Origin of the sequence: Streptacidiphilus carbonis (genome assembly GCF_000787775.1) — a bacterium.
GTDB classification, from domain to species: Bacteria; Actinomycetota; Actinomycetes; order Streptomycetales; family Streptomycetaceae; genus Streptacidiphilus; species Streptacidiphilus carbonis.
The window spans coordinates 11,916-31,486 of sequence record NZ_BBPM01000060.1 but is presented as its reverse complement, the minus strand read 5'-3'; the positions used below and the strand labels follow the sequence as shown (position 1 = coordinate 31,486).

The window sequence follows — 19,571 nt, the reverse complement described above, 5'->3', positions numbered from 1 at the left end:
GACCACGCGCGTCGGCGGAAGCCGCCGGTGGTCGGTGGCAGACTGCCGCCATGGACGAGACGAAGGCCAAGGCCGACCTGGTGCGCTATCTGCAGTCCGCACGCGATGCCGTGCTCTGGAAGCTGGAGGGGCTCTCCGAGTACGACGCCCGGCGGCCGCTGACTCCGACCGGGACCAATCTGCTGGGCCTGGTCAAGCACCTCGCCGCCACCGAGCTGGGCTACTTCGGCGACACCTTCGGGCGGCCGTCCGAGGAGCCGCAGCCCTGGTTCGAGGACGACGCCGAACCCAACGCGGACCTGTGGGCCACCGCCGACGAGTCGCGCGAGGAGATCGTCGGCCTGTACCACCGCGCGTGGAAGCACGCGGACGCCACCTTCGCCGCCCTGGACCTCGGCGCGACCGGCCAGGTGCCGTGGTGGCCCGAGGAGCGCCGCGAGGTGACGCTGCACCAGATCCTGGTGCACATGATCGCCGAGACCCACCGGCACGCCGGCCACGCCGACATCGTCCGGGAGCTGATCGACGGGGCCGCCGGGCTGCGTGAGGGCAACGACAACCTGGCGTACGGCGAGGGGGGCCCGGTGTGGTGGGAGGAGTACCGCCGCCGGCTGGAGCACACGGCCCAGGAGGCGGGCGGTGCCGGGGGGTCGTAACGGCAAGGACACGGTTGCCGTGAATCGTGAAGAAACTGTGTCCATCCGGTCTTGCGTTTAACTACCTTGAGGCCCCTCACAGTTGGGACGACGGGGGTCTCTCGATGGCGGTACGACCGGCGTTGACCGTGCTGGTGATGGACGACTGCCCGACCGCGGAGATCCTGCTCGCGGGCGACCTGGACGCGACCGCGGACAGTGCGCTGGCCGAGGTCGTCGCCGGGATCCTGATCGATCCGCAGGTGCTGCGGATCGAGGTGGACGTGGCCGGGCTGGCGTATGCCGACGCCTGCGGCGTGGCCGCGCTGTTCCGGGTCCAGCAGCGGGCCGCCAACTTCGGGGTCCGGCTGCGCCTGGTCCGGGTCCGGCCGCCGCTGCACCGGATCCTGGACTGCGCGGAGGTGTGGCGCTCGCTCGCCGACCCCGAGCAGGGCTGACGGGGCCGGTGCGATTGGCGGGGGCCGGGTGCGGGGAGGAAGGGGTGGGCACGGACGAGCCTGATAGGGTCGTTGATCATTCATCAGAACTACACTCCGGGAGTGGACATGGCGGGTTCGACGGAGTGGATGAAGGCCGGGGCGGGGGACCCGCCGTCCCGGGTCGACCTGCGTACGGACGTGGCGCACACGGCCCGGATGTACGACTACTTCATCGGCGGCAAGGACAACTTCCCGGCCGACCGCGAGGCGGGCGACAAGGTCATCCAGAACGCCCCGTTCGTCACCCACGCGGCCCGCGCCAACCGGCGCTTCCTGCGCCGCGCCGTGCACCGGCTGGCCTCGGAGCACGGGATCCGCCAGTTCCTGGACATCGGCACCGGGATCCCGACCTCCCCCAACACGCACGAGATAGCCCAGGCCGTCGACCCGACCGCGCGGGTGGTCTACGTCGACAACGACCCGATGGTGCTCGCCCACGCGCGGGCCCTGCTCACCAGCGCCAAGCCGGGCCGCACCGCCTACATCGACGCCGACCTGCGCGACCCCGCCGCGATACTGTCCTCGCCGCAGCTCCTCGACACCCTGGACCTCGACCGGCCGGTGGCGCTGATGCTGATCGCGATCATGCACTTCATCCCCGACGACCAGAACCCCTACGGCCTGGTCGGCGAGCTGCTGCAGGCGCTGCCGGCCGGGAGCTTCCTGGCGCTGTCGCAGGTCACCCATGACTTCGCGCCCGACGAGTGGGGCCAGGTCGAGGCGACCTACGCCGCCGCGGGCATCCGCACGAAGATCCGCAACCATGCCGAGGTCGCCGCGTTCTTCGACGGCCTGTCGCTGCCCGAGCCCGGGGTCGACCTGATCTCGCGCTGGTGGCCCGAGCCGGCCGACAGCCCGTTCGCCGCACTGACGGACGCCGAGGTCTCCTCCTACGGCGGCATCGGCCGCAAGCCGGGCCCGGCATGACGGGTGCCCCGCAGCCCGCCGTACGGCTCCGGGCCGCCCGGGACGACGAGGCGGGCGAGCTGACCGCGCTGGCGCTGCGGTCCAAGGGCCACTGGGGCTACGACCAGGCGTTCCTGGCGGCGTGCGCCGACGAACTGCGGATGGAGCCGGGCACCATGGCGTCCCGTCGGGTCACCGTCGCCGAGGCCGACGGGGCCGTGCTGGGCTTCAGCACCCTGGAGGGCGAGGCGCCGCAGGGCACGCTCGGCATGCTGTTCGTCGAGCCGGCCGCGATCGGCCGGGGTCTGGGGCGGCTGCTCTACCGCCATGTGCTCGACCGCGCCCGCGAACTCGGCTTCGAACGGCTGACGATCGACGCCGACCCGCATGCCGAGCCCTTCTACCTGGCCATGGGCGCTCGGCGGATCGGTGAGGGCCCGTCAGGGTCCATTCCGGGCCGGGTCCTGCCGATGCTTGAGGCACGAACCGGGTAGCTCCGGGGCAGCCCGGGTGCAGAATGGACGGGTAGCCCGAAGCCCGTGAACATGGACCCGGAGCGCCGGTGGGGGACCGGCAGGCTCGGGAGGAGGGGGAACGCGATGACGACGCCCTCGGCCACGCCCGCCCCGCAGCACGAGCCCGGCCCGCGCGGTTCCCGGCTGGCCACGGCCCTGACCCGGCGCCACAATCCGCTGCGCCGCCGCAGCGACGTCCGACGGGGCCGGCTGCGCGTGCTGCTCACCCTGGCCCTGCTCGTCGCCGGCGTGCTCTCGGCCCTGCTCAGTCTGGGGATCTACCAGCACGAGCGCGCGGTCGCGGAGCGGCAGGCCGCGGCCCTGCACCAGGTCCGGGCGACGGTCCTCACCGACGCCGCCCAGCCGACCCCGTCGGCGGGTGCGGACTTCCGCTCGGACGTGCGCTGGACGGACTCCTGGGGCACCGTCCACCAGGCCCGGGTGTCGATCTCGGGAACGGCGACGGCCGGCAGCAGCGTCACGCTGTGGCTCGACTCCTCAGACCGCCCCGCCATGGCCCCGCCCGGCCCCGCCAACTCGCTCGGCAAGTCCCTCTTCATCGGAATGCTGGTCCTGGTGGCGGCGGACAGCACGGCCCTCGCCGCGTCCGGCCTCGCCCGCGCCCGCCTGGACCGGGCCGACCTGCGGGCCTGGGGGCAGGAGTGGCAGCAGGTGGGACCGCTCTGGACCGGCCGCGGTTGACGCTGCGTCAGCGGAACTGTAAAGGATCGCTTGACATCGATGGGTTGTAAAGGCAACCTTGACGTATGACCGGTTCCCCCGAGGGCTTCACGACGCTCACCGCCCTGAGCAGTCGGCTGGCCGAGCAGAGCTCGGTCCTGGCCCGGGCGCTGGGCAGCCCGCTGGCGACACCCGACTACCTGGACCTGGTGCGGCGCGCCCGGGACCTCGACGCGTCGGCGGAGCAGGTGCTCAGGCTGTGCGTGCAGCAGAGCCGGGACGCCGGCCACACCTGGCAGGAGCTCGGGGATCTGCTCGGAGTCACCCGCCAGGCCGCGTTCCAGCGGTTCGGCAAGCCCATCGATCCCCGAACGGGAGAACCCATGGACAAGACCGTGCGCATGGCCGATGCCGCCGAACGCGCGATCACGATCGTCACGGCCGTCCTCGACGGACGGATGGACGAAGCCAGGCCCTCCTTCGACGCGAAGGTCCTGGAGGCCTTCACCGACGAGGTCCGGGGCGACGCCATGGCCACGGTCGCCGGCCTGGTCGGTGCGTTCGAGGGTTTCGGGGACGGCGAGCCCTTCGTCCGCCGCATCGGCGACCACACGGTCGTCGACATCCCGCTGCGCTACGAGGCCGGCGAGATGAAGGCCCGGGTCGCCTTCGACACGGAGGAGAAGGTCGCCGGGCTCTTCGTGCTGGCCCCGGATACCCCGTGAGCCCGGTAAGCCCCGTAGTGCGGTAAGTCTGGGTCAGCCGGCGGGCCGGCGGAGTTCGCGGCGGATCACCAGGCGCAGCGCGGTCCAGGTCGCGTCGACGGCGCAGACCTTGTTGTCGACCAGGCCGGTCGGCAGCGCGATCTCGCGGACCAGGTCGTCGGAGACCTCGGTGGCCCGGCCCGAGCCGCGCTTGGGCCAGGCGATCCACAGCCCGCCGGCCGGAGCCAGCAGCGGACGCGCCCGGGCGACGGCGTCGACCACTTCGGCGCGGAGCACGGCGAAGGCGATGACCACGTCGAAGGGTTCGGTCGCGCCCTCCAGCCCGGTGCGGAGGACGACGCCGCCGGGCAGCGGAGACAGCAGCGCCTCGAAGCCGGACGGAGCGGCGAGCGCGGCGACCCTGGCCTCGGGCTTGATGCCGAGTTTGCGGGTCAGCGGGGTCGCGGGGGGCGGGGTTGCGGACACCCGCCAAGCATCGGGGCGCGCGAGGCGGGGTGCAAGTGCGCGGCGCGCAAGCCCGGCGCGCGGTGTTCGGCTGAGGCGCGGATCACGGCTCCGACGTGTGGCGGACGGAGGCGGGAGGCGCGAGCCTGTCCTGCAGCACCTTGCGCCGCCCGTCCGCTGACCGACCGTCAGCGCCGCTCCCGCTCGGAGGACCCATGACCGGAACCAGTCACCACTCCAGGGACACCGCCGCGCTCGCGTTGCGCGCGACGCTCGGCCCGATGCTCTTCGTGCACGGCTGGAACAAGGTCTCCGGCCCCGGCGGTCTCAAGGGCACGACCGGCTGGTTCGAGGCGCTCGGGCTCAGGCCGGCCGCGGTGCACGCCCGGATGGCGGCCGGGACCGAGATGGCGGCCGGTGCCGCGCTCACGGTGGGGTTGGCCAATCCACTGCCCGCCGCGGCGGCCGTGGGCCTGATGGCGGTGGCGGCCAGGACCGACCACCGGGGCAAGGGGTACTTCGTCTTCAAGGGCGGCTGGGAGTACACCGGGGTGGTCGCCGGCGCCGCGATCGCCCTGGCCGCGCTGGGCCACGGCCGCTACTCGGTGGACGGCCTGCTGAAGCGGCGCAGCGAGGGCCCGCTGCCGGCCCTGGCCGCCGCCGGCCTGGGCACCGCCGCCGCGGCCGGGCTGCTGGCGCTGAGCTACCGGCCCGAGCCGCAGCCGCAGCCCGAGCCGTGGCTCGCGGACGCCGGACCCGCGGACGCCGAGCCGGTGGCAGCGGAAGGGGAGTGACGGGGGCCGGGAAGGCGCTGGCGGTCAGTGCTTGACGGCTACCCCTCCGTACATGGCGATGTCCTGGTCGCGGATCTGCGGGGCGTCCGGGTCCGGCAGCCAGTGGTGGACCAGGGTGACGCCTGGGTCGAGGAGGTCGTAGCCGTCGAAGAAGGCCAGGGACTCGGCCCGGTCCCGGATCTGCAGCGGGATGCCGCGCGCGTTGTACTCCCGGCCGACGCCGCCGACGCCCACCGGGTCGGTGTCGCCGGTGAAGACGGTCAGCGCCAGGAAGCTGCCCGGGGCCAGCTCGTCCATGAGCCGCCGGACGATGCCCTGCGGGTCGTCCTCGTCCAGGATGAAGTGCACGATCGCGATCAGGGACAGCGCCACCGGCTGCTTCAGGTCCAGCACCTCGCGCAGCCGCGCGGATCCGATGATCGAGTCGACGTCGCGCAGGTCCGCGTCGATGTAGCAGGTGGCTCCCTCGGCGGTGCTCGACATGAGGGCCCGGGCGTGGGTGAGCACGATCGGGTCGTTGTCCACATAGGCGACCCGGCACTCGGGGGCGACGCCCTGGGCTATCTCGTGCACATTGGGCGAGGTGGGGATGCCGGTGCCGATGTCCAGGAACTGGCGCACGCCGTGCTTCTCGGCGAGGTGGCGGGTGGCCCGCTGCATGAAGGTGCGGGTGGTGCGCATCGAGACCGGCAGCGCCGGCCAGGCCCGCACCGAGGCCTCGGCGGCCACCCGGTCGGCCTCGAAGTTGGTCTTCCCGCCGATGAGGTAGTCGTAGACCCGGGCCGAGTGCGGGACGTCCATACGCAGGTCGACGCCGGGCGAGCTGTCGTTCTGCGGTTCCTGCGACATCGAGTCCCTGTCTGACATCATTCGCCTCTTCCGTCGGCCTGCTTCCTGGTGTGCATGCTAACGGTGGAAACGGCGCGCTGTTGGGCTGTTCTGTGTCCTGGGACGACCATCTGACGTCGTTTCATGTGCGGATCCGGCCGTCGGAGCCAGTGTCCGCGCCACTGCGGCCGAAAATCGCCCAGCTGATCGGGATTCCCGGGAATAGGTGGAGGAAGTCTCCGGTTGCTGTCGGAGACAAGGCTGCGGCCGGGCTGTGCCAGTGCGCAGCCCGGTCCGGCGCGCAGGGCCAGGAGGCGATTCGATGAGCACCATGACGCACGGCACCCAACGTCAGCGCACGCTGCCGTCCGGCGCCTGGGTCCGCGCCGTGGCCGCAGCCGTGGCCCTGCTGGGGGACGCGGCGGCGACCCTGCTGATCACCAACCATCGGCTGCCGGTCGCCTTCGCCAGCGTCTCGCTGGCGCTGCTGGCCTGGTTCGCCTCGGAGCGGTTCGCCGGTCGGCGGTCCGCGGTCCGGAGGCCGGGCGCCTCACCCCGGGGGTGAGCGCCTTGAACCCCACCGCGATCGTCGAGGCAGCGGGTTTCTGGTCGTACGCCGTCGTGTTCCTGCTGACCGCGGCCGAGACCAGTGCGTTCTTCGGGGTCTTCATGCCCGGCGAGTCGCTGATCCTGGTCGCCGGGGCGCTGGCCGGCCGGGGCGACCTCGACCCGGTGGCACTGGCCGCCGTGGTGGTCTGCGCCGCGATCCTCGGCGACAGCGCAGGGTATGCCCTGGGCCGCTGGTACGAGCGGCGCCCGGGCGGGGGCCGGATGCGGCAGCGGACCGCCCGGGCCCGCGACTTCCTGCAGCGCCGCGGCGGCCCGGCCGTCTTCGCGGGCCGCTTCATCGGCTTCGTGCGCTCCTTCCTGCCCTTCGCGGCCGGCGGCGCGGGGCTGCCCTACCGCCGCTTCCTCCCCTACAGCGCGGTCGCGGCAGTGCTCTGGGGCGTCGGCAACGTCGCGGCCGGGTACTACCTGGGCCCGTCCGTCGAGCAGCTCATCCGCACGGTGGGGGCGGTCGGCGCGGCGGTGGTCGCCGCCGTGGTGCTGGTGGTCGTGTTCGTGCTGCCCCTGCTGCGCCGACGCTCCGTTCCCACCGTGGTCCAGGACGAACCGGGCCTCGCCGGTGCCGGCCTCGACGATGCCGGTCTCCACGGTGCCGGCCTCGACGCAGCGGCCCGGGACGGCTGGGTCGCCGGGACCCAGTCGCTCACCGGCTCGCCGGCGGGGGTGCGGTGGAGCCGCGGACGACCAGACGGGCCGGGAGCACCACCGTACGGGCGACGGGCTGCGGTCGGGTCAGCAGCTCCAGCAGCAACTCAGCAGCCTGCACACCCATCTCGTGGTGCGGGACGCGTACGGTCGTCAGCGGCGGCCGGAACCGGTCGGCGAAAGGCATGTCGTTGAAGCCGACCACGGAGATGTCGTCGGGGCAGGAGCGGCCCTGGGCGGCGAGTTCGGCCAGCGCCCCCAGGGCGATCAGGTCGTTCCCGGCCAGTACGGCGGTGGTCGACGGGTGCGCCAGCAGCAGCCGCCGGGCCCCGGCGCGGCCGGCCTGCTCGGTGTAGGCGGCGCACTCCACCACCGCGTCGCGGGCGCGGCCGGCCGCCTGCCGGAAGGCACGCAGCCGTACCGCGCCGGTGGAGACGGACTGCGGGCCGGCCAGGTGGGCGATCCGGGTGTGGCCGAGCCCCCGCAGGTGGGCCACGGCCTGGGCGACGCCGTCGGCGTCGTCGCCGACGACCGCGGGGGTGCCGGGCAGCTCGACGGTGCGGTTGACCGTCACCAGGGCGGTGCCTCGGCCGACGGCCTCGGCCAGCAGCGGGTGGTCGCGGCGGGCGGTGGCGACGATGAAGCCGTCCACCCGGCGGGCGGCGAGCTCGGCGAACTGGGCCCGCTCGCGCTCCTCGTCGTTGTCGGTGTTCACCAGCAGGGCGGTGTAGCCGTGGCTGTCCAGCCGGTCCTGGATGCCGCGGACGATCGGCGGGAACAGCGGGTTGGTGAGGTCCGGAACCAGCACCCCGACCGCGGTCGACCGGCTGGTGCGCAGTCCGCGTGCCAGGGTGTTGGGCACATAGCCGAGGCGGCGGGCGGCGACGGTGATCCGGTGCGCGGTCTCGAACTTGACCTGGTTCCTGGTCTCCGGGTTGAGCGCGCGGGACGCCGTCGCCTTGTGCACGCCGGCGGCGCGGGCCACGTCGTCGAGGGTGGGGCGTCGGCCGGCCATGGTGTCACCGTAGGCGCGGACGCCGATCACCGCAATCCATTGCACCGCTTATGGGCGACAGTCATTGACAGTCCGTCAGACCAGCAGGAGACTCCACCGCAATCGTTCGCAGTGTTCTGGCCGCGTTCAGGAAGGACGGCGGACCATGAGCAATCGCAGCAACGGCACCAGGGGCGGCAGGGGCGGGACGGCCGACGGCGGGCGGCTGCGGGCCGTCGCCGCGGCGCTGGCGGCGGCCGGGCTGGCCCTCGCGGGCTGCAGCAGTTCGCCGGCCCATCCCGTCTCCGCCTCATCCGACGCACGCCCGCCGCTGACCATCGGCATCTCCCTCTCCCTGACCGGCGACTTCTCCGACTCCGGCAAGTCCGCCCAGCGCGGCTACCAGCTCTGGGCCAGGACCGTGAACGCCGCGGGCGGAGTGCTGGGCCGCAAGGTGGTGCTGGACGTCGTCGACGACACGTCGAGTCCCACCCAGGTGGTGACGAACTATCAGAACCTGATAACCAAGAACCATGTGGACCTGGTCTTCGGCCCCTTCTCCAGCCTGCTGACGGTCCCCGCCTCGCAGGTCGCCAAGCGCTACGGCTACGCGTTCCTGGAGCCGGCCGGCGGCGGCCCGGCGGTGTTCAGCCAGCACCTGCACAACCTCTTCTTCGTGCAGCCGGCGCCGGTGGTCCAGCAGGGCGACGTCTTCGCCGACTACATCCTGTCACTGCCGTCCTCCCAGCGCCCCACCACCGCCGCCTATCCCGCGCTGGACGACCCCTTCGCCTCGCCGATCGCGGCCGAGGTGCGCTCCCGGCTCCAGGCGGCCGGAATCCGCACGGTGTACCAGCAGATCTACCCCGCCGAGGCGACCGACCTGTCCCCGGTGGTCAGCGCCATGGCCGCGAAGAAGCCGGACCTGGTGGTCGCCGGGACCCAGTCGGCGGACGCGTACGCCCTGGTCAAGGCCATGGTGCAGCTCAAGTGGGCGCCGAAGCTGCTCTACCTGTCCAACGGCGCCAACGACCCGCTGAACTTCCCCAAGAACGTCGGCGCGGGCGAGGTCGACGGCGTCTTCTCCTCCGGGGACTGGTTCCCCACGGCCACCACCAGCGGCAACACCGCCTTCGTCGCCGCCTACACCGCGGCCTACGGGGGGACGGGGGCGAGCATCGACAGCACCTCCGCCGAGGCGTACTCCTGCGGCCAGCTGGTCCAGGAGGTCGCCGCCAAGATGGGCAAGGTCGACAACGCCACGCTGATCAGCACCCTGCACTCGGGCAGCTGGCCCACCCTGGAGGGCAACCTCAGCTGGAACGACGACGGCGCGGCCAACGCCTCGTACGTGCTGGTGCAATGGATCGGCGGCAAGCTGCTGCCGGTCTTCCCGGCCGACCGCGCGCAGACCGCGCCGGTGCTGGGCAAGCTGCCCTGGAGCGGGTGAGCGCGGCGTGCACGAGACCATCCAGGCGGTCATCCTCGGGCTGCTCACCGGCGGCGTCTACGCGCTGATGGCGAGCGGCCAGACGCTGATCTTCGGCGTGCTCAAGGTGGTCAACCTGGCCCAGGGCGCGCTGGTGATCCTGGCGGCCTACCTCAGCTCCTCCCTGTTCGACGCGTTCGGCATCGACCCCTTCCTGACCGTGCTGCTGGTGGCCCCGGCGATGTTCCTGCTCGGGACGGCCGTGCAGTGGTGCCTGCTGCGGCCGCTGCACCGCTCGGACGCCCCGCAGCTGTCGCTGCTGGTCACCTTCGCCGTCGCGCTGGGGATCGAGGGTGTGCTCACCCTGGTGTACAAGTCCGACTACCGCTCCATCCAGCCCGGTTATGTGAACCGCTCCTGGACCGTGGCCGGCTACCAGGTCGGCGAGGTGCGGCTGGCCGCCTGCCTGCTGTCACTGGCGACCCTGGGCGCGCTGGCGCTGCTGCTGGGCCGCACCCGCTTCGGCCGCGCGGTCCGCGCCACCGTGCAGAACCCGACCGCGGCCAGGCTGCTGGGCGTCGAGAGCGGCCGGGTGGCCGCGCTGGGCTTCGGCCTGGGCGCGGCGACCGCCGCCGCGGCCGGCGCGGTCTACGGGATGGTGTACTCCTTCAACCCCGGCAGCCACTACGACCTGATCTCCCGGCTGCTGTCCATCGTCGTCCTCGGCGGCCTGGGCAGCCTGGGCGGCACCGTGATCGCGGCGCTGGCCATGGGCGTGGTCTCGGCGCTGGTGGGCGCGCTGGTCTCGCCGGTGTGGTCGGACTTCAGTTTCTTCGTGGTGCTGCTCGCGGTGCTGCTGGTGCGGCCCGGCGGGCTGTTCGGCGCGCGGCTGCGGGGGGCGCTGTGAGGACGGCGGCGGCGATCGCCGCGCTCTCGGCCCTGCTGGCGGTGTTCCCCTTCCTGGCCACCGCGCCCTGGGTGATGACCATCGCCCTGTTCACCCTGATGTACGCGGCGCTGGCCAGTGCCTGGAACCTGGTCGGCGGCTACGCCGGCTACCCCTCGCTGGGCCACGCCGCCTTCTTCGGCCTGGGCGCCTACACGGAGGCGCTCTGGTTCAACCACCACGGCATCGGCGCCGGCCTCACCCCCTTCGCGGTGCTGCCGCTGGTCGGCCTGGCGGTCGCCGCGGCGGGCCTGCCGGTGGCCTGGATCGCCATGCGCACCCGCGCCGACGTGTTCGCCATCGTCACCATCACCCTGCTGTTCGTCGCGCAGACCCTCGCCTACAACCTGCGCGGGATCACCCACGGCGCGCAGGGGGTGGCCATGCCGGTCCCCGACTTCGCCCCCGCCACGTTCGAACGGCCCTTCTACTACGCGATGCTGGCGCTGCTGGTGCTCGCGCTGCTGCTCTCCCACGCGGTGCTGCGCAGCAGGCTCGGGCTGGCGCTGCTGGCGATCCGAGCGGACGAGGACAAGGCCCGCGGGGTGGGTGTGCCGGTGGGCACGGCCAAGCTCGGCGCGTTCGCGCTGTCGGTGGGCATCACCGGCATGGCCGGGGGAGTGTGGGCGTACTACCTGTCCTTCATCTACCCGCAGTTCGCGGTGGACCCGCTGGTGACCGTGGCCATGGTGCTGATGGTCTTCCTGGGCGGGCGCGGCACCCTGTGGGGACCGGTGCTGGGGGCGTTCATCGTCGCCCCGGCCCAGCAGTACCTGGCCTACCAGTACGGGGCGAGCCAGCTCTACCTGCTCGGCTACGCGGCGCTGCTGGTGCTGGTCATGCTGGTGCTGCCGCGCGGCGTCCTGCCGACCCTCGGCGACCGGTACCGGAGCAGGCAGCGCCGGGCGCGCACGCTGCGGGCGGACGTCGGCACGGGCGTCAGCGCGGACACCGGTGGGGACATCGCTGCGGACGTGGCGGGGGAGCAGCCGTGAGCGCGCCGCTGCTGGAGGTCCGCGGGCTGGCCAGGCGCTTCGGCGGGGTCGCCGCCCTCGACGACTGCTCGCTGACGGTGCGGCGGTCCACCGTCACCGGGCTGATCGGTCCCAACGGCTCGGGCAAGACCACCCTGTTCAACGTGGTCACCGGTTACCTCCGGGCCGACGCCGGACAGATCCTGCTGGAGGGCCGCAGGGTCGCCCGGCCCGACCCGGCCCGGCTGTACCGGCGCGGCCTGTGCCGGACCTTCCAGCAGCCGAGGGTCTTCGCCGACCTCAGCGTGCTGGAGAACCTGCTGATCGCCTCCGGCCGCCGCCGGGCCGCCCTGGCCGGACCCCGGGTCCGGGCCGACGACCGGGACCGGGCCGAGGCGCTGCTGGCGGAGTTCTCGCTGGCCGGCCTGGCCGACGACCCGGCCGAGGAGCTCTCCTACGGCCAGCGCAAGCTGCTGGAGTTCGCCGCGCTGCTGATGAGCTCGCCGTCCCTGGTGCTGCTGGACGAGCCCACTGCCGGGGTCAACCCGACCATGGTCCGCACCATGGAACGCCACATCCGGGCCCGGCACGCCGCGGGGACCGCCTTCCTGGTGGTCGAGCACGACATGAACCTGGTGATGCGGCTGTGCGACCCGGTGGTGGTGATGGCCGGCGGCCGGGTCATCGCCCAGGGGCCGCCCGGCGACGTGCAGGCGGACCCGCTGGTCCTCGACGCCTACCTGGGGGGCTGAGGCCGTGTCGGTCCTGCTCGAACTGCGGGGGGTCGGCGCCGGGTACGGCGCCGGCGAGGTGCTGCGCGGCGTCGACCTGACGGTGGACCAGGGCGAGGTGGTGTGCCTGATCGGGCCCAACGGCGCCGGGAAGTCGACGGTGCTCAGGGTCGTCAGCGGACTGCTGCGGACCGGCCGGGGAAAGGTGCTGCTGCACGGTGAGCCGCTCGACCGGCGGTCGCCGCGCGAGCGGCTGCTGCGCGGCATCGTCCAGGTGCCGCAGGAGCGCAGTCTCTTCCCGGCGATGACGGTCTGGGACAACCTGCTGATGGGCGGTTACCTGCTGGACGGCACCCGCGCCGGCCGCCGCGAGGTCCGGCGGCGCGCGGACGCGCTGGCCGAGCGGTTCCCGCTGCTGGCACGGCGGCGCCGGGCCAGCGCGGGGTCGCTGTCCGGCGGCGAGCAGAAGCAGGTGGAGCTGGCCCGCGCGCTGCTGCTGGAACCGGTCCTGCTGCTGCTGGACGAGCCGTCCATCGGCCTGGAACCGCGGGCCCGCAGGGCGGTCTTCGACACCGTCGCCGCGCTCGCCGCCGACGGCCGGACCATCCTCCTGGTGGAGCAGAACGCCCGCTCCGGGCTGGCGGCCGCCGACCGCGGGGCCGTACTGGAGAGCGGCCGGGTCCGGCTGACCGGCAGCGGCGCCGAGCTGCTGGCCGACCCCCGGGTGGCCCGGCTCTACCTGGGTGCGGGCGGGGACCCGCCCGCACAGCAGAGAGAGGTGAGCCGTTGAACGCCAACCAGCCGTTCGGCACCGGAGCGACCGGCACGGATCGGCCCGGCACGGATCGGCCCGGCACGGATCGGCCCGGCACCGGCTGGATCGGCACCGGCCGGATGGGCCTCGCCCTCGCCGGGCGGCTGCTCGACGCCGGGCACCCGCTGCTGGTCCACAACCGGACCCGGGCCAAGGCCGAACCGCTGGCCGCCCGCGGCGCGGTGATCGCGGACCGGATCGGCGACCTGGCCGGCTGCGGGACCGTCTTCACCGTGGTGGCCGGTTCCGCCGACTTCGCCGAGGTCACCGTGGGCGAGCAGGGCCTGTTCAGCGGGGGCGGCGCCCCCCGCGTCCTGGTCGACTTCTCCACCGTGGACGCGGAGGTGTCGGCCCGGGTCAGGGCGGTGGCGGCCCGCTCCGGGACGGCGCTGCTGGCCGCCCCGGTCAGCGGCAACCCCGGGGTCGTCGCAGCCGGCCGGGCCGGGTTCGCCGTCTCCGGTCCCGAGCACGCCTACCGCGAGGTCGGGCCGCTGCTGGCGGTACTCGGCGAGGCCGTCACCTATGTCGGCGACGGGGAGCAGGCCAGGCTGGTCAAGCTCTGCCACAACATGCTGCTCGGCGTCATCGCCCAGTCCCTGGCCGAGGTCACCGTCCTTGCCGAGAAGCACGGGGTGCCCCGGGCGGCCTTCCTGGAGTTCCTCAACTCCTCGGTGCTGGCCTCGGCCTTCACCCGCTACAAGGCCCCGGCGCTGGTCCATCTGGACTTCACCCCGACCTTCACCACCGCGCTGCTGCGCAAGGACCTGGACCTCGGCCTGGCCGCCGCGCGCGGTGCCGAGGTCCCGGTGCCGATCGCCGCCGCCGTGCACCAGTTGGTGCAGGCGGCGGTCGGGGCCGGCCACGGTGAACGGGACTTCGCCGCACTGCTGCTGGAGCAGGCCAGGGCGGCCGCGCTCACCCTCGTCGCGGAGAGCACCGAGGTCGACTCGGGGCTCGGGCGCGCGGCGGACCCGACCGGGAGGAGCTGAGCATGCCGCCGAACAGCCGGCTCACCCCGGCGCCGGGCCGCACCGCGGTGGACTTCGAGGAACGGGTCGACTTCCCCCGGCTGCGCGACTACCGGCTGGCCCGCGCCCGCGCCGCGCTGGAGGCGTCCGAGCTGGGCGCGCTGCTGGTCTTCGACACCAACAACATCCGCTACCTCAGCTCCACCGTGATCGGCGAGTGGGCCCGCGACAAGTTCACCCGCTACTGCCTGCTCACCCGCACCGGTGAGCCGCACGTGTGGGACTTCGGCTCCGCCGCGCGCCACCACGAGCTGTACGCGCCCTGGCTGGCCCCCGGCCACAGCCGGGCCGGGCTGCTCGGACTGCGCGGCGCCATCGCGTCGGACGCCGGACTGTTCCGCTCCGCCGTCCATGAGATCACCGAGCTGCTGGCGGCCGAGGGCGTGGCCGGGATGCCGGTCGGGGTGGACGTCGCCGAACTGCCGCTGGTGTTCGAACTCGCGGCGCAGGGCGTGCTGCTGGCCGACGCCCAGCAGGTGATGCTGGACGCCAGACAGCTCAAGTCCCAGGACGAGATCCTGCTGCTGTCCACCGCCGCGGCGATGGTGGACGGCGTCTACCAGGACATCGCCGAGGCGCTGCGCCCCGGCGTCCGCGAGAACGAGATCGTCGCCCTCGCCAACAAGCGGCTCTACGAGATGGGTTCGGACGATGTGGAGGCGATCAACGCGGTGTCCGGCGAACGCTGCAACCCGCATCCGCACAACTTCTCCGACCGTTTGATCCGCCCCGGCGACCAGGCCTTCTTCGACGTCATCCAGTCCTTCAACGGCTACCGCACCTGCTACTACCGGACGTTCGCGGTCGGCAGCGCCACGCCGGCCCAGCGCGACGCCTACACCAGGGCGCGGGAGTGGATCGACGCAGCCATCGAGCTCGTGAAGCCGGGCGTCGGCACCGACCGGATCGCCCGGGTGTGGCCGGCCGCCACCGAGTTCGGCTTCGCCGACGAGATGGCCGCCTTCGGCCTGCAGTTCGGCCACGGCCTGGGTCTCGGGCTGCACGAGCGGCCGATCATCAGCAGGCTCAACTCGCTGACCCACCCGGTGGAGATCACCGAGGGGATGGTCTTCGCCCTGGAGACCTACTGCCCCGCCGCCGACGGCTACTCGGCGGCCCGGATCGAGGAGGAGATCCTGGTCGCCGCCGATGGACCGCGGGTGCTCACCCGGTTCCCGGCCCAGGACCTCTTCGTCACCCATGCGTACTGAGCCTGCGTCAGGAGGCGCTCCGTGAACGACAACCCCTGTCCCGACGTCCAGTTGGAGCTCTACCGCCGCCAGGTCGAAGTCCGGGTCTTCGAGAAGCGCGCCTACGACCTCTTCCTGCGGAACCTGGTGAAGGGCACCAGCCACCTCTCCCTCGGCCAGGAGGCGATCGCGGCCGGCTTCGGCACCGCCATGCGCCGCGACGACTACACCTTCGCCACCTACCGGGGCCATGCGCACACCCTGGTGCGGGGCGCTCCGATGGCCGCGGTGATGGCCGAACTCCTGGGCCGGGACAGCGGACTGATGGGAGGCAAGGGCGGCTCCATGCACCTCACCAGCGTCGAGCACGGCGTCATGGGCTCCTACGCCATCGTCGGCGCCCATCTGCCGATCGCGGTGGGCGCGGCCTGGAGCGCGCAGTACCGGGGCAGCGGGCAGGCGGCGGTCTGCTTCTTCGGCGACGGCGCCACCAACATCGGCGCCTTCCACGAGGCGCTCAACCTCGCCGCGGTGTGGCGGCTGCCGGTGGTCTTCGTCTGCGAGAACAACCTCTACATGGAGTACACCCCGATCGCCTCGGTCACCGCCGTGCCCCGCCCGGCCGCCGACCGGGCGGCCGGCTACGGGCTGGATCCCCTGGTGGTGGACGGCAACGACGTCGAGGCCGTGTACGGGGTGGCCCGGGCCGCGCTGGAGCGGGCCCGCACGGGCGGAGGCCCCAGCCTGGTCGAGGCGTTGACGTACCGTCACGGCGGGCACTCCAGGGCCGATCCCGGCAAGTACCGTCCGGCCCGGGAGGTCGAGGAGTGGCTGGCCCGCGACCCGGTGTCCGGCTACCGCGAACGGTTGCTGCGCCGAGGCATCCCGGCGAAGATCCTCGACGACATCGACACCGAGGTGCGGGCGGCCGTCGACGCGGCCACCGACGCGGCCGAGGCCGCGCCGCCGCCGGCACCGGAACGACTGCTCAGCCAGGTCTGGACCGACGGAGGCTCCTCATGGCGCAACTGACCTACCGTGACGCCGTCCGCCGGGGCATCGCCCAGGAGATGCGCCGCGACGAGCGGGTGGTGCTGATCGGCGAGGACGTCGCCGCGGCCGGCGGGGTGTTCAAGACCACGCCCGGACTGCTGGAGGAGTTCGGGCCGCGCCGGGTGCTGGACGCCCCGATCAGCGAACAGGCCATCCTCGGGGCGGCCATGGGCGCGGCGATGACCGGGCTGCGGCCCATCGCGGAGATCATGTTCAGCGACTTCCTCGCGGTCTGCTGGGACATGGTCGCCAACGAGATCGCCAAGACCCGCTATATGACGGACGGTCAGGTGTCGCTGCCGCTGGTGATCCGCACCGCCAACGGCGGCGGGCTGCGCTTCGGCGGGCAGCACTCGCAGAGCGTGGAGAACTGGGCGATGGCGGTCCCGGGGCTGAAGGTGGTGCTCCCGGCCACCCCGGCGGACCTGATCGGACTGCTGGCGGCCGCGGTGCGCGATCCGGACCCGGTGCTGGTCCTCGAACCCAAGGCGCTCTACCCGGTCCGCGGCGAGGTCCCGGACGGTGAGCTGCTGGACACCCTCGGCAGGGCGCGGGTGCTGCGCACCGGCGGCGACGCCACCCTGGTCGCGGTGGGCGCGATGGTCCCGCGCGCCGTCACGGCGGCCGAGCGGATGGCCGAGCAGGGAGTCGGCTGCACCGTGGTGGACCTGCGCTCACTGGTCCCGCTGGACGTCCGCACCCTGCTGGACGCCGTGGCCGGCACCGGCCGGCTGTTCACCGTGGAGGAGAACCCCCGGCTGTGCGGCTGGGGCGCGGAGATCGCCTCGATCGTCGCCGAGGAGGCCTTCCCGGCGCTGCGCGGACCGATCGTCCGGATCACCACCCCGCACATCCCGCTCCCGTCCGCCGACACCCTGGAGGACCTGGCCCGGCCCTCGGTCTCCCGGATCACGGACACGGTGCTCAAGGCGCTGGGGTAGGCCCCGGGGGGCTCGGAGGGGCGGCCCGGGTCAGCGGCCCCAGCGGCGCTGCTCCTCGGCGCGCCGGCGCACCACGGCGAGGTCCACCACCGCGACGAGCACAAAGAACGCGCAGATCACCGCGTACACCGTGAAGAAGAGCCGCCCGGGGCTGCTGCCCGGCCTGGCGCCCGCGGCCAGCAGGCAGAAGAACACCGTCCCGGCCAGGAACAGGGCGCCGAAGGCCTGCGCCAGCAGCCGCCGCGCGGGCAGGTCGCTGCGGGCGGTGACCGGTTCCGAGCCGTCGTTGGCGAACCGCCGCATCTCCCCCCTGGTCAGGTGGGTGCCGTGGGCGAAGTGGCCTCCGATGTGTCGCATGGGAACCTCCCGGGCCTCTCCTTCGACCCCTACCCGGCCCCCACCGGTGCGAACACCGCGGGCCCGAACGGCACCGGATTTCGGTTGACACCCGGCCCCGTCGGGGAGAGGCTCTGCGCGCCGTGTCGATCAGGGGGGACGATGTCCACACCGGCGAGGGGAAGTCGGGGCGGGGCCGTCCTGATGGGTGCGCTGGTGGTCGACTCGATCGGCAACGGGCTGTTCCTGCCGCTGCCGCTGGTCTTCTTCGGCCAGCTGACGCATGTGTCGCTGGGCCTGCTGGGCGTGCTGATCAGCGTGGCCAATGCGGTGACCCTGCCGGTGCCGGTGTGGGCGGGCGCGCTGGCGGACCGTTTCGGGGCGCTGCCGCTGGTGGTCGGGGCCCAGCTGCTGCAGGGCGTCGGGTACGTCGGTTACGACCTGGTGCATGGACCGGTCGGCATCCTGGTCACCTCGGGCCTGGTCGCGATCGGGGTTCGGTTCTTCTGGTCGAGCGTGTTCACCGCGGTCGCGGACTTCGCCGACGCGAGTCCGTCGACCAGGAGCAAGGACACCTGGTTCGCCTGGACCAATACGACCAGGACCGCGGGGCTCAGCGCGGGCGGAGTGGTGGCCGGGATCGCCATCGCCCGGGGGAGCGACGCCGGCTACCGCGCGGTCGCCCTTGGGTCGGCGGCGGCCTATCTGCTCGCCGCGGTCGCCATCGCTGTTTTCGTGCGCGCACCCCGGCAGGCGCACCCACGGGGGGAGTCGGGCGCCGGGTACCGGGGCATGCTGCGGGACCGGACCTTCCTGGGCTTCACGGCGGTCAACACGGCGTTCGCGATGACCAGCATGATGCTGGCCCTGGGACTGCCGGTGTTCGTGCTGACGGGCCTGCACGGTCCGCGCTTCCTGGCCCCCGCGATCCTGGTGGCCAACACCGGGCTGGTCGCGCTGCTGGCCGCACCCGTGGTCGGACGCCTCACGCCGTTCCGGCGGTCACGGGTGGTGATGGCCGCCGCCGGGCTGTGGGCGGCCTGGTGCTTCCTGTACGCGACGCTGGTCCCCGGCCGCCCGGCAGTGCTGGTCCCGGTGCTGGTCGGGGGTGCGGCGCTGTTCGTCGCCGCCGAGGTCATCCACGCCCCGGTGTCGATGGCGCTGGCCACCGCGCTGTCACCGGCGCCGGCCCGCGGCCGCTACCTCGCGGTGTTCCAGTACTCGTTCACCTTCGCGAGCCTGCTCGGGCCCGCCTTCTTCACGACCCTGTTCGCGCTCGGCCGAGCGGTGCCGTGGATCGTCCTGGGCGCGGTGAACCTGCTGGCCGCCCTCTCCATGCGGCTGCTGGAGCGCACGATGCCGGACCCGGCCCAGCGGGCCGGGTCCGGACAACAGCCGCGCGGGACCGTCAGCTGACGCCGATCCTGCGTGTTGCGTGCCGGGCTTCCTGGATCGCCGATGCCTTGCGTTATAGGCAACCCCTCATGCTCTCTGGGCAATCCGAGCCTAGCGTCAGGTCGTGGGCGGACCCCGGACCGGCCGGGCCCGTGTGAGCGGAACAGAGGAGCGCGACGACATGGCTGCGACAACGGATGTGCATGGCACCGACTACGACGAACTGCCCGGCGGCACCGTCGACGCCGTGGTGATCGGCGGCGGCGCTGCCGGGCTGAACGGCGCGTTGATGCTCGCGCGGTCCCGGCGGACGGTGGTGGTGATCGACGGCGGTTCGCCGCGCAACGCACCTGCTGAGGGCGTGCACGGACTGCTCGGACTCGACGGCACGCCACCGGCCGAGCTGCTGCGGCGGGGCCGGCAGGAGGGGGGGCGGGGGC

The 19,571-nt window shown here is 73.1% G+C and carries 23 protein-coding genes and 1 pseudogene; 20 read left to right on the top strand and 4 right to left on the bottom strand.

What is annotated here, in order from left to right:
- Nucleotides 1-50 precede the first annotated feature (50 nt).
- From TR46_RS31390 to TR46_RS31365, 6 genes are all read left to right on the top strand, one after another.
- The gene (locus TR46_RS31390) at nucleotides 51-656 is read left to right on the top strand and encodes a DinB family protein (protein WP_042408395.1); all 606 of its coding nucleotides are present in this window, start codon (nucleotides 51-53) and stop codon (nucleotides 654-656) included.
- Nucleotides 657-760: 104 nt separating this feature from the next.
- Entirely contained in the window at nucleotides 761-1,093 is a 333-nt protein-coding gene (locus TR46_RS31385) for an STAS domain-containing protein (protein WP_042408393.1), read from the top strand.
- 108 nt (nucleotides 1,094-1,201) lie between these two features.
- Entirely contained in the window at nucleotides 1,202-2,062 is an 861-nt protein-coding gene (locus TR46_RS31380) for an SAM-dependent methyltransferase (RefSeq protein WP_084719104.1), read from the top strand.
- The gene (locus TR46_RS31375) at nucleotides 2,059-2,535 is read left to right on the top strand and encodes a GNAT family N-acetyltransferase (RefSeq protein ID WP_042408388.1); all 477 of its coding nucleotides are present in this window, start codon (nucleotides 2,059-2,061) and stop codon (nucleotides 2,533-2,535) included. The genes TR46_RS31380 and TR46_RS31375 overlap by 4 nt, the downstream gene beginning before the upstream one ends.
- Before the next feature lie 105 nt (nucleotides 2,536-2,640).
- The gene (locus TR46_RS31370; protein ID WP_042408385.1) at nucleotides 2,641-3,258 is read left to right on the top strand and encodes an Rv1733c family protein; all 618 of its coding nucleotides are present in this window, start codon (nucleotides 2,641-2,643) and stop codon (nucleotides 3,256-3,258) included.
- Between the two features lie 65 nt (nucleotides 3,259-3,323).
- Nucleotides 3,324-3,962, top strand: coding sequence for a DUF3887 domain-containing protein (locus TR46_RS31365; RefSeq protein WP_052433252.1), 639 nt, complete (start codon nucleotides 3,324-3,326; stop codon nucleotides 3,960-3,962).
- Between the two features lie 33 nt (nucleotides 3,963-3,995).
- Here TR46_RS31365 and TR46_RS31360 read toward each other — a convergent pair whose 3' ends face one another.
- A complete protein-coding gene (locus TR46_RS31360; protein WP_042408383.1) occupies nucleotides 3,996-4,427 on the bottom strand; it encodes a DUF3052 family protein in 432 nt (143 codons plus the stop codon).
- A 194-nt stretch (nucleotides 4,428-4,621) separates the two neighbouring features.
- Here TR46_RS31360 and TR46_RS31355 point away from each other — a divergent pair, with 194 nt between their 5' ends.
- Complete coding sequence (locus TR46_RS31355) at nucleotides 4,622-5,200, top strand: DoxX family protein (protein WP_042408381.1); 579 nt, start codon at nucleotides 4,622-4,624, stop codon at nucleotides 5,198-5,200.
- A gap of 24 nt (nucleotides 5,201-5,224) precedes the next feature.
- On the opposite strand, the gene TR46_RS31350 is transcribed toward TR46_RS31355, so the two are convergent.
- A complete protein-coding gene (locus TR46_RS31350; RefSeq protein WP_042408441.1) occupies nucleotides 5,225-6,067 on the bottom strand; it encodes an SAM-dependent methyltransferase in 843 nt (280 codons plus the stop codon).
- Between the two features lie 283 nt (nucleotides 6,068-6,350).
- On the opposite strand from TR46_RS31350, the gene TR46_RS31345 reads away from it, so the two are divergent.
- Together TR46_RS31345 and TR46_RS44715 are read left to right on the top strand one after the other, a co-directional pair.
- The gene (locus TR46_RS31345; RefSeq protein ID WP_042408379.1) at nucleotides 6,351-6,593 is read left to right on the top strand and encodes a hypothetical protein; all 243 of its coding nucleotides are present in this window, start codon (nucleotides 6,351-6,353) and stop codon (nucleotides 6,591-6,593) included.
- A 104-nt stretch (nucleotides 6,594-6,697) separates the two neighbouring features.
- Nucleotides 6,698-7,048 (top strand): annotated as a pseudogene (locus TR46_RS44715) (DedA family protein); the annotation flags it as partial.
- 250 nt (nucleotides 7,049-7,298) lie between these two features.
- Here the strand turns inward: TR46_RS44715 and TR46_RS31340 are convergent.
- Nucleotides 7,299-8,315 carry a LacI family DNA-binding transcriptional regulator gene (locus tag TR46_RS31340; protein ID WP_042408437.1) on the bottom strand — a complete coding sequence of 339 codons (1,017 nt, stop codon included), beginning with the start codon at nucleotides 8,313-8,315 and terminating at the stop codon, nucleotides 7,299-7,301.
- Nucleotides 8,316-8,460: 145 nt separating this feature from the next.
- Between TR46_RS31340 and TR46_RS31335 the strand changes: the two genes are divergently transcribed.
- The 9 genes from TR46_RS31335 to TR46_RS31295 are packed head-to-tail and all read left to right on the top strand — an operon-like array spanning nucleotide 8,461 to nucleotide 17,400.
- Complete coding sequence (locus tag TR46_RS31335; RefSeq protein WP_052433251.1) at nucleotides 8,461-9,744, top strand: amino acid ABC transporter substrate-binding protein; 1,284 nt, start codon at nucleotides 8,461-8,463, stop codon at nucleotides 9,742-9,744.
- Nucleotides 9,745-9,751: 7 nt separating this feature from the next.
- Nucleotides 9,752-10,630: a branched-chain amino acid ABC transporter permease gene (locus TR46_RS31330; protein ID WP_042408376.1), complete on the top strand. Its 879-nt coding sequence runs from the start codon at nucleotides 9,752-9,754 to the stop codon at nucleotides 10,628-10,630.
- Nucleotides 10,627-11,664, top strand: a complete 1,038-nt coding sequence (locus TR46_RS31325; protein WP_042408374.1) for a branched-chain amino acid ABC transporter permease — start codon at nucleotides 10,627-10,629, stop codon at nucleotides 11,662-11,664. Before TR46_RS31330 ends, TR46_RS31325 begins: the two co-directional genes overlap by 4 nt.
- Nucleotides 11,661-12,395 (top strand): ABC transporter ATP-binding protein, encoded by a 735-nt coding sequence (locus TR46_RS31320; protein ID WP_052433250.1) that lies wholly within the window; start codon nucleotides 11,661-11,663, stop codon nucleotides 12,393-12,395. Before TR46_RS31325 ends, TR46_RS31320 begins: the two co-directional genes overlap by 4 nt.
- A gap of 4 nt (nucleotides 12,396-12,399) precedes the next feature.
- Entirely contained in the window at nucleotides 12,400-13,164 is a 765-nt protein-coding gene (locus TR46_RS31315) for an ABC transporter ATP-binding protein (RefSeq protein WP_042408371.1), read from the top strand.
- Nucleotides 13,161-14,177: an NAD(P)-dependent oxidoreductase gene (locus TR46_RS31310; protein WP_236655601.1), complete on the top strand. Its 1,017-nt coding sequence runs from the start codon at nucleotides 13,161-13,163 to the stop codon at nucleotides 14,175-14,177. Before TR46_RS31315 ends, TR46_RS31310 begins: the two co-directional genes overlap by 4 nt.
- Before the next feature lie 2 nt (nucleotides 14,178-14,179).
- Nucleotides 14,180-15,427 carry a M24 family metallopeptidase gene (locus tag TR46_RS31305; protein ID WP_042408369.1) on the top strand — a complete coding sequence of 416 codons (1,248 nt, stop codon included), beginning with the start codon at nucleotides 14,180-14,182 and terminating at the stop codon, nucleotides 15,425-15,427.
- A gap of 21 nt (nucleotides 15,428-15,448) precedes the next feature.
- Complete coding sequence (locus tag TR46_RS31300) at nucleotides 15,449-16,438, top strand: thiamine pyrophosphate-dependent dehydrogenase E1 component subunit alpha (RefSeq protein WP_042408366.1); 990 nt, start codon at nucleotides 15,449-15,451, stop codon at nucleotides 16,436-16,438.
- Nucleotides 16,426-17,400, top strand: a complete 975-nt coding sequence (locus TR46_RS31295) for an alpha-ketoacid dehydrogenase subunit beta (RefSeq protein ID WP_042408361.1) — start codon at nucleotides 16,426-16,428, stop codon at nucleotides 17,398-17,400. The genes TR46_RS31300 and TR46_RS31295 overlap by 13 nt, the downstream gene beginning before the upstream one ends.
- Before the next feature lie 30 nt (nucleotides 17,401-17,430).
- Here TR46_RS31295 and TR46_RS31290 read toward each other — a convergent pair whose 3' ends face one another.
- Entirely contained in the window at nucleotides 17,431-17,757 is a 327-nt protein-coding gene (locus TR46_RS31290) for a DUF6343 family protein (RefSeq protein WP_236655600.1), read from the bottom strand.
- A gap of 141 nt (nucleotides 17,758-17,898) precedes the next feature.
- Between TR46_RS31290 and TR46_RS31285 the strand changes: the two genes are divergently transcribed.
- Both TR46_RS31285 and TR46_RS31280 read left to right on the top strand, forming a co-directional pair.
- Nucleotides 17,899-19,152, top strand: a complete 1,254-nt coding sequence (locus TR46_RS31285; protein WP_042408358.1) for an MFS transporter — start codon at nucleotides 17,899-17,901, stop codon at nucleotides 19,150-19,152.
- A gap of 160 nt (nucleotides 19,153-19,312) precedes the next feature.
- The coding region (locus TR46_RS31280; protein ID WP_152626790.1) for an FAD-binding protein at nucleotides 19,313-19,571 on the top strand (259 nt) is incomplete at its 3' end.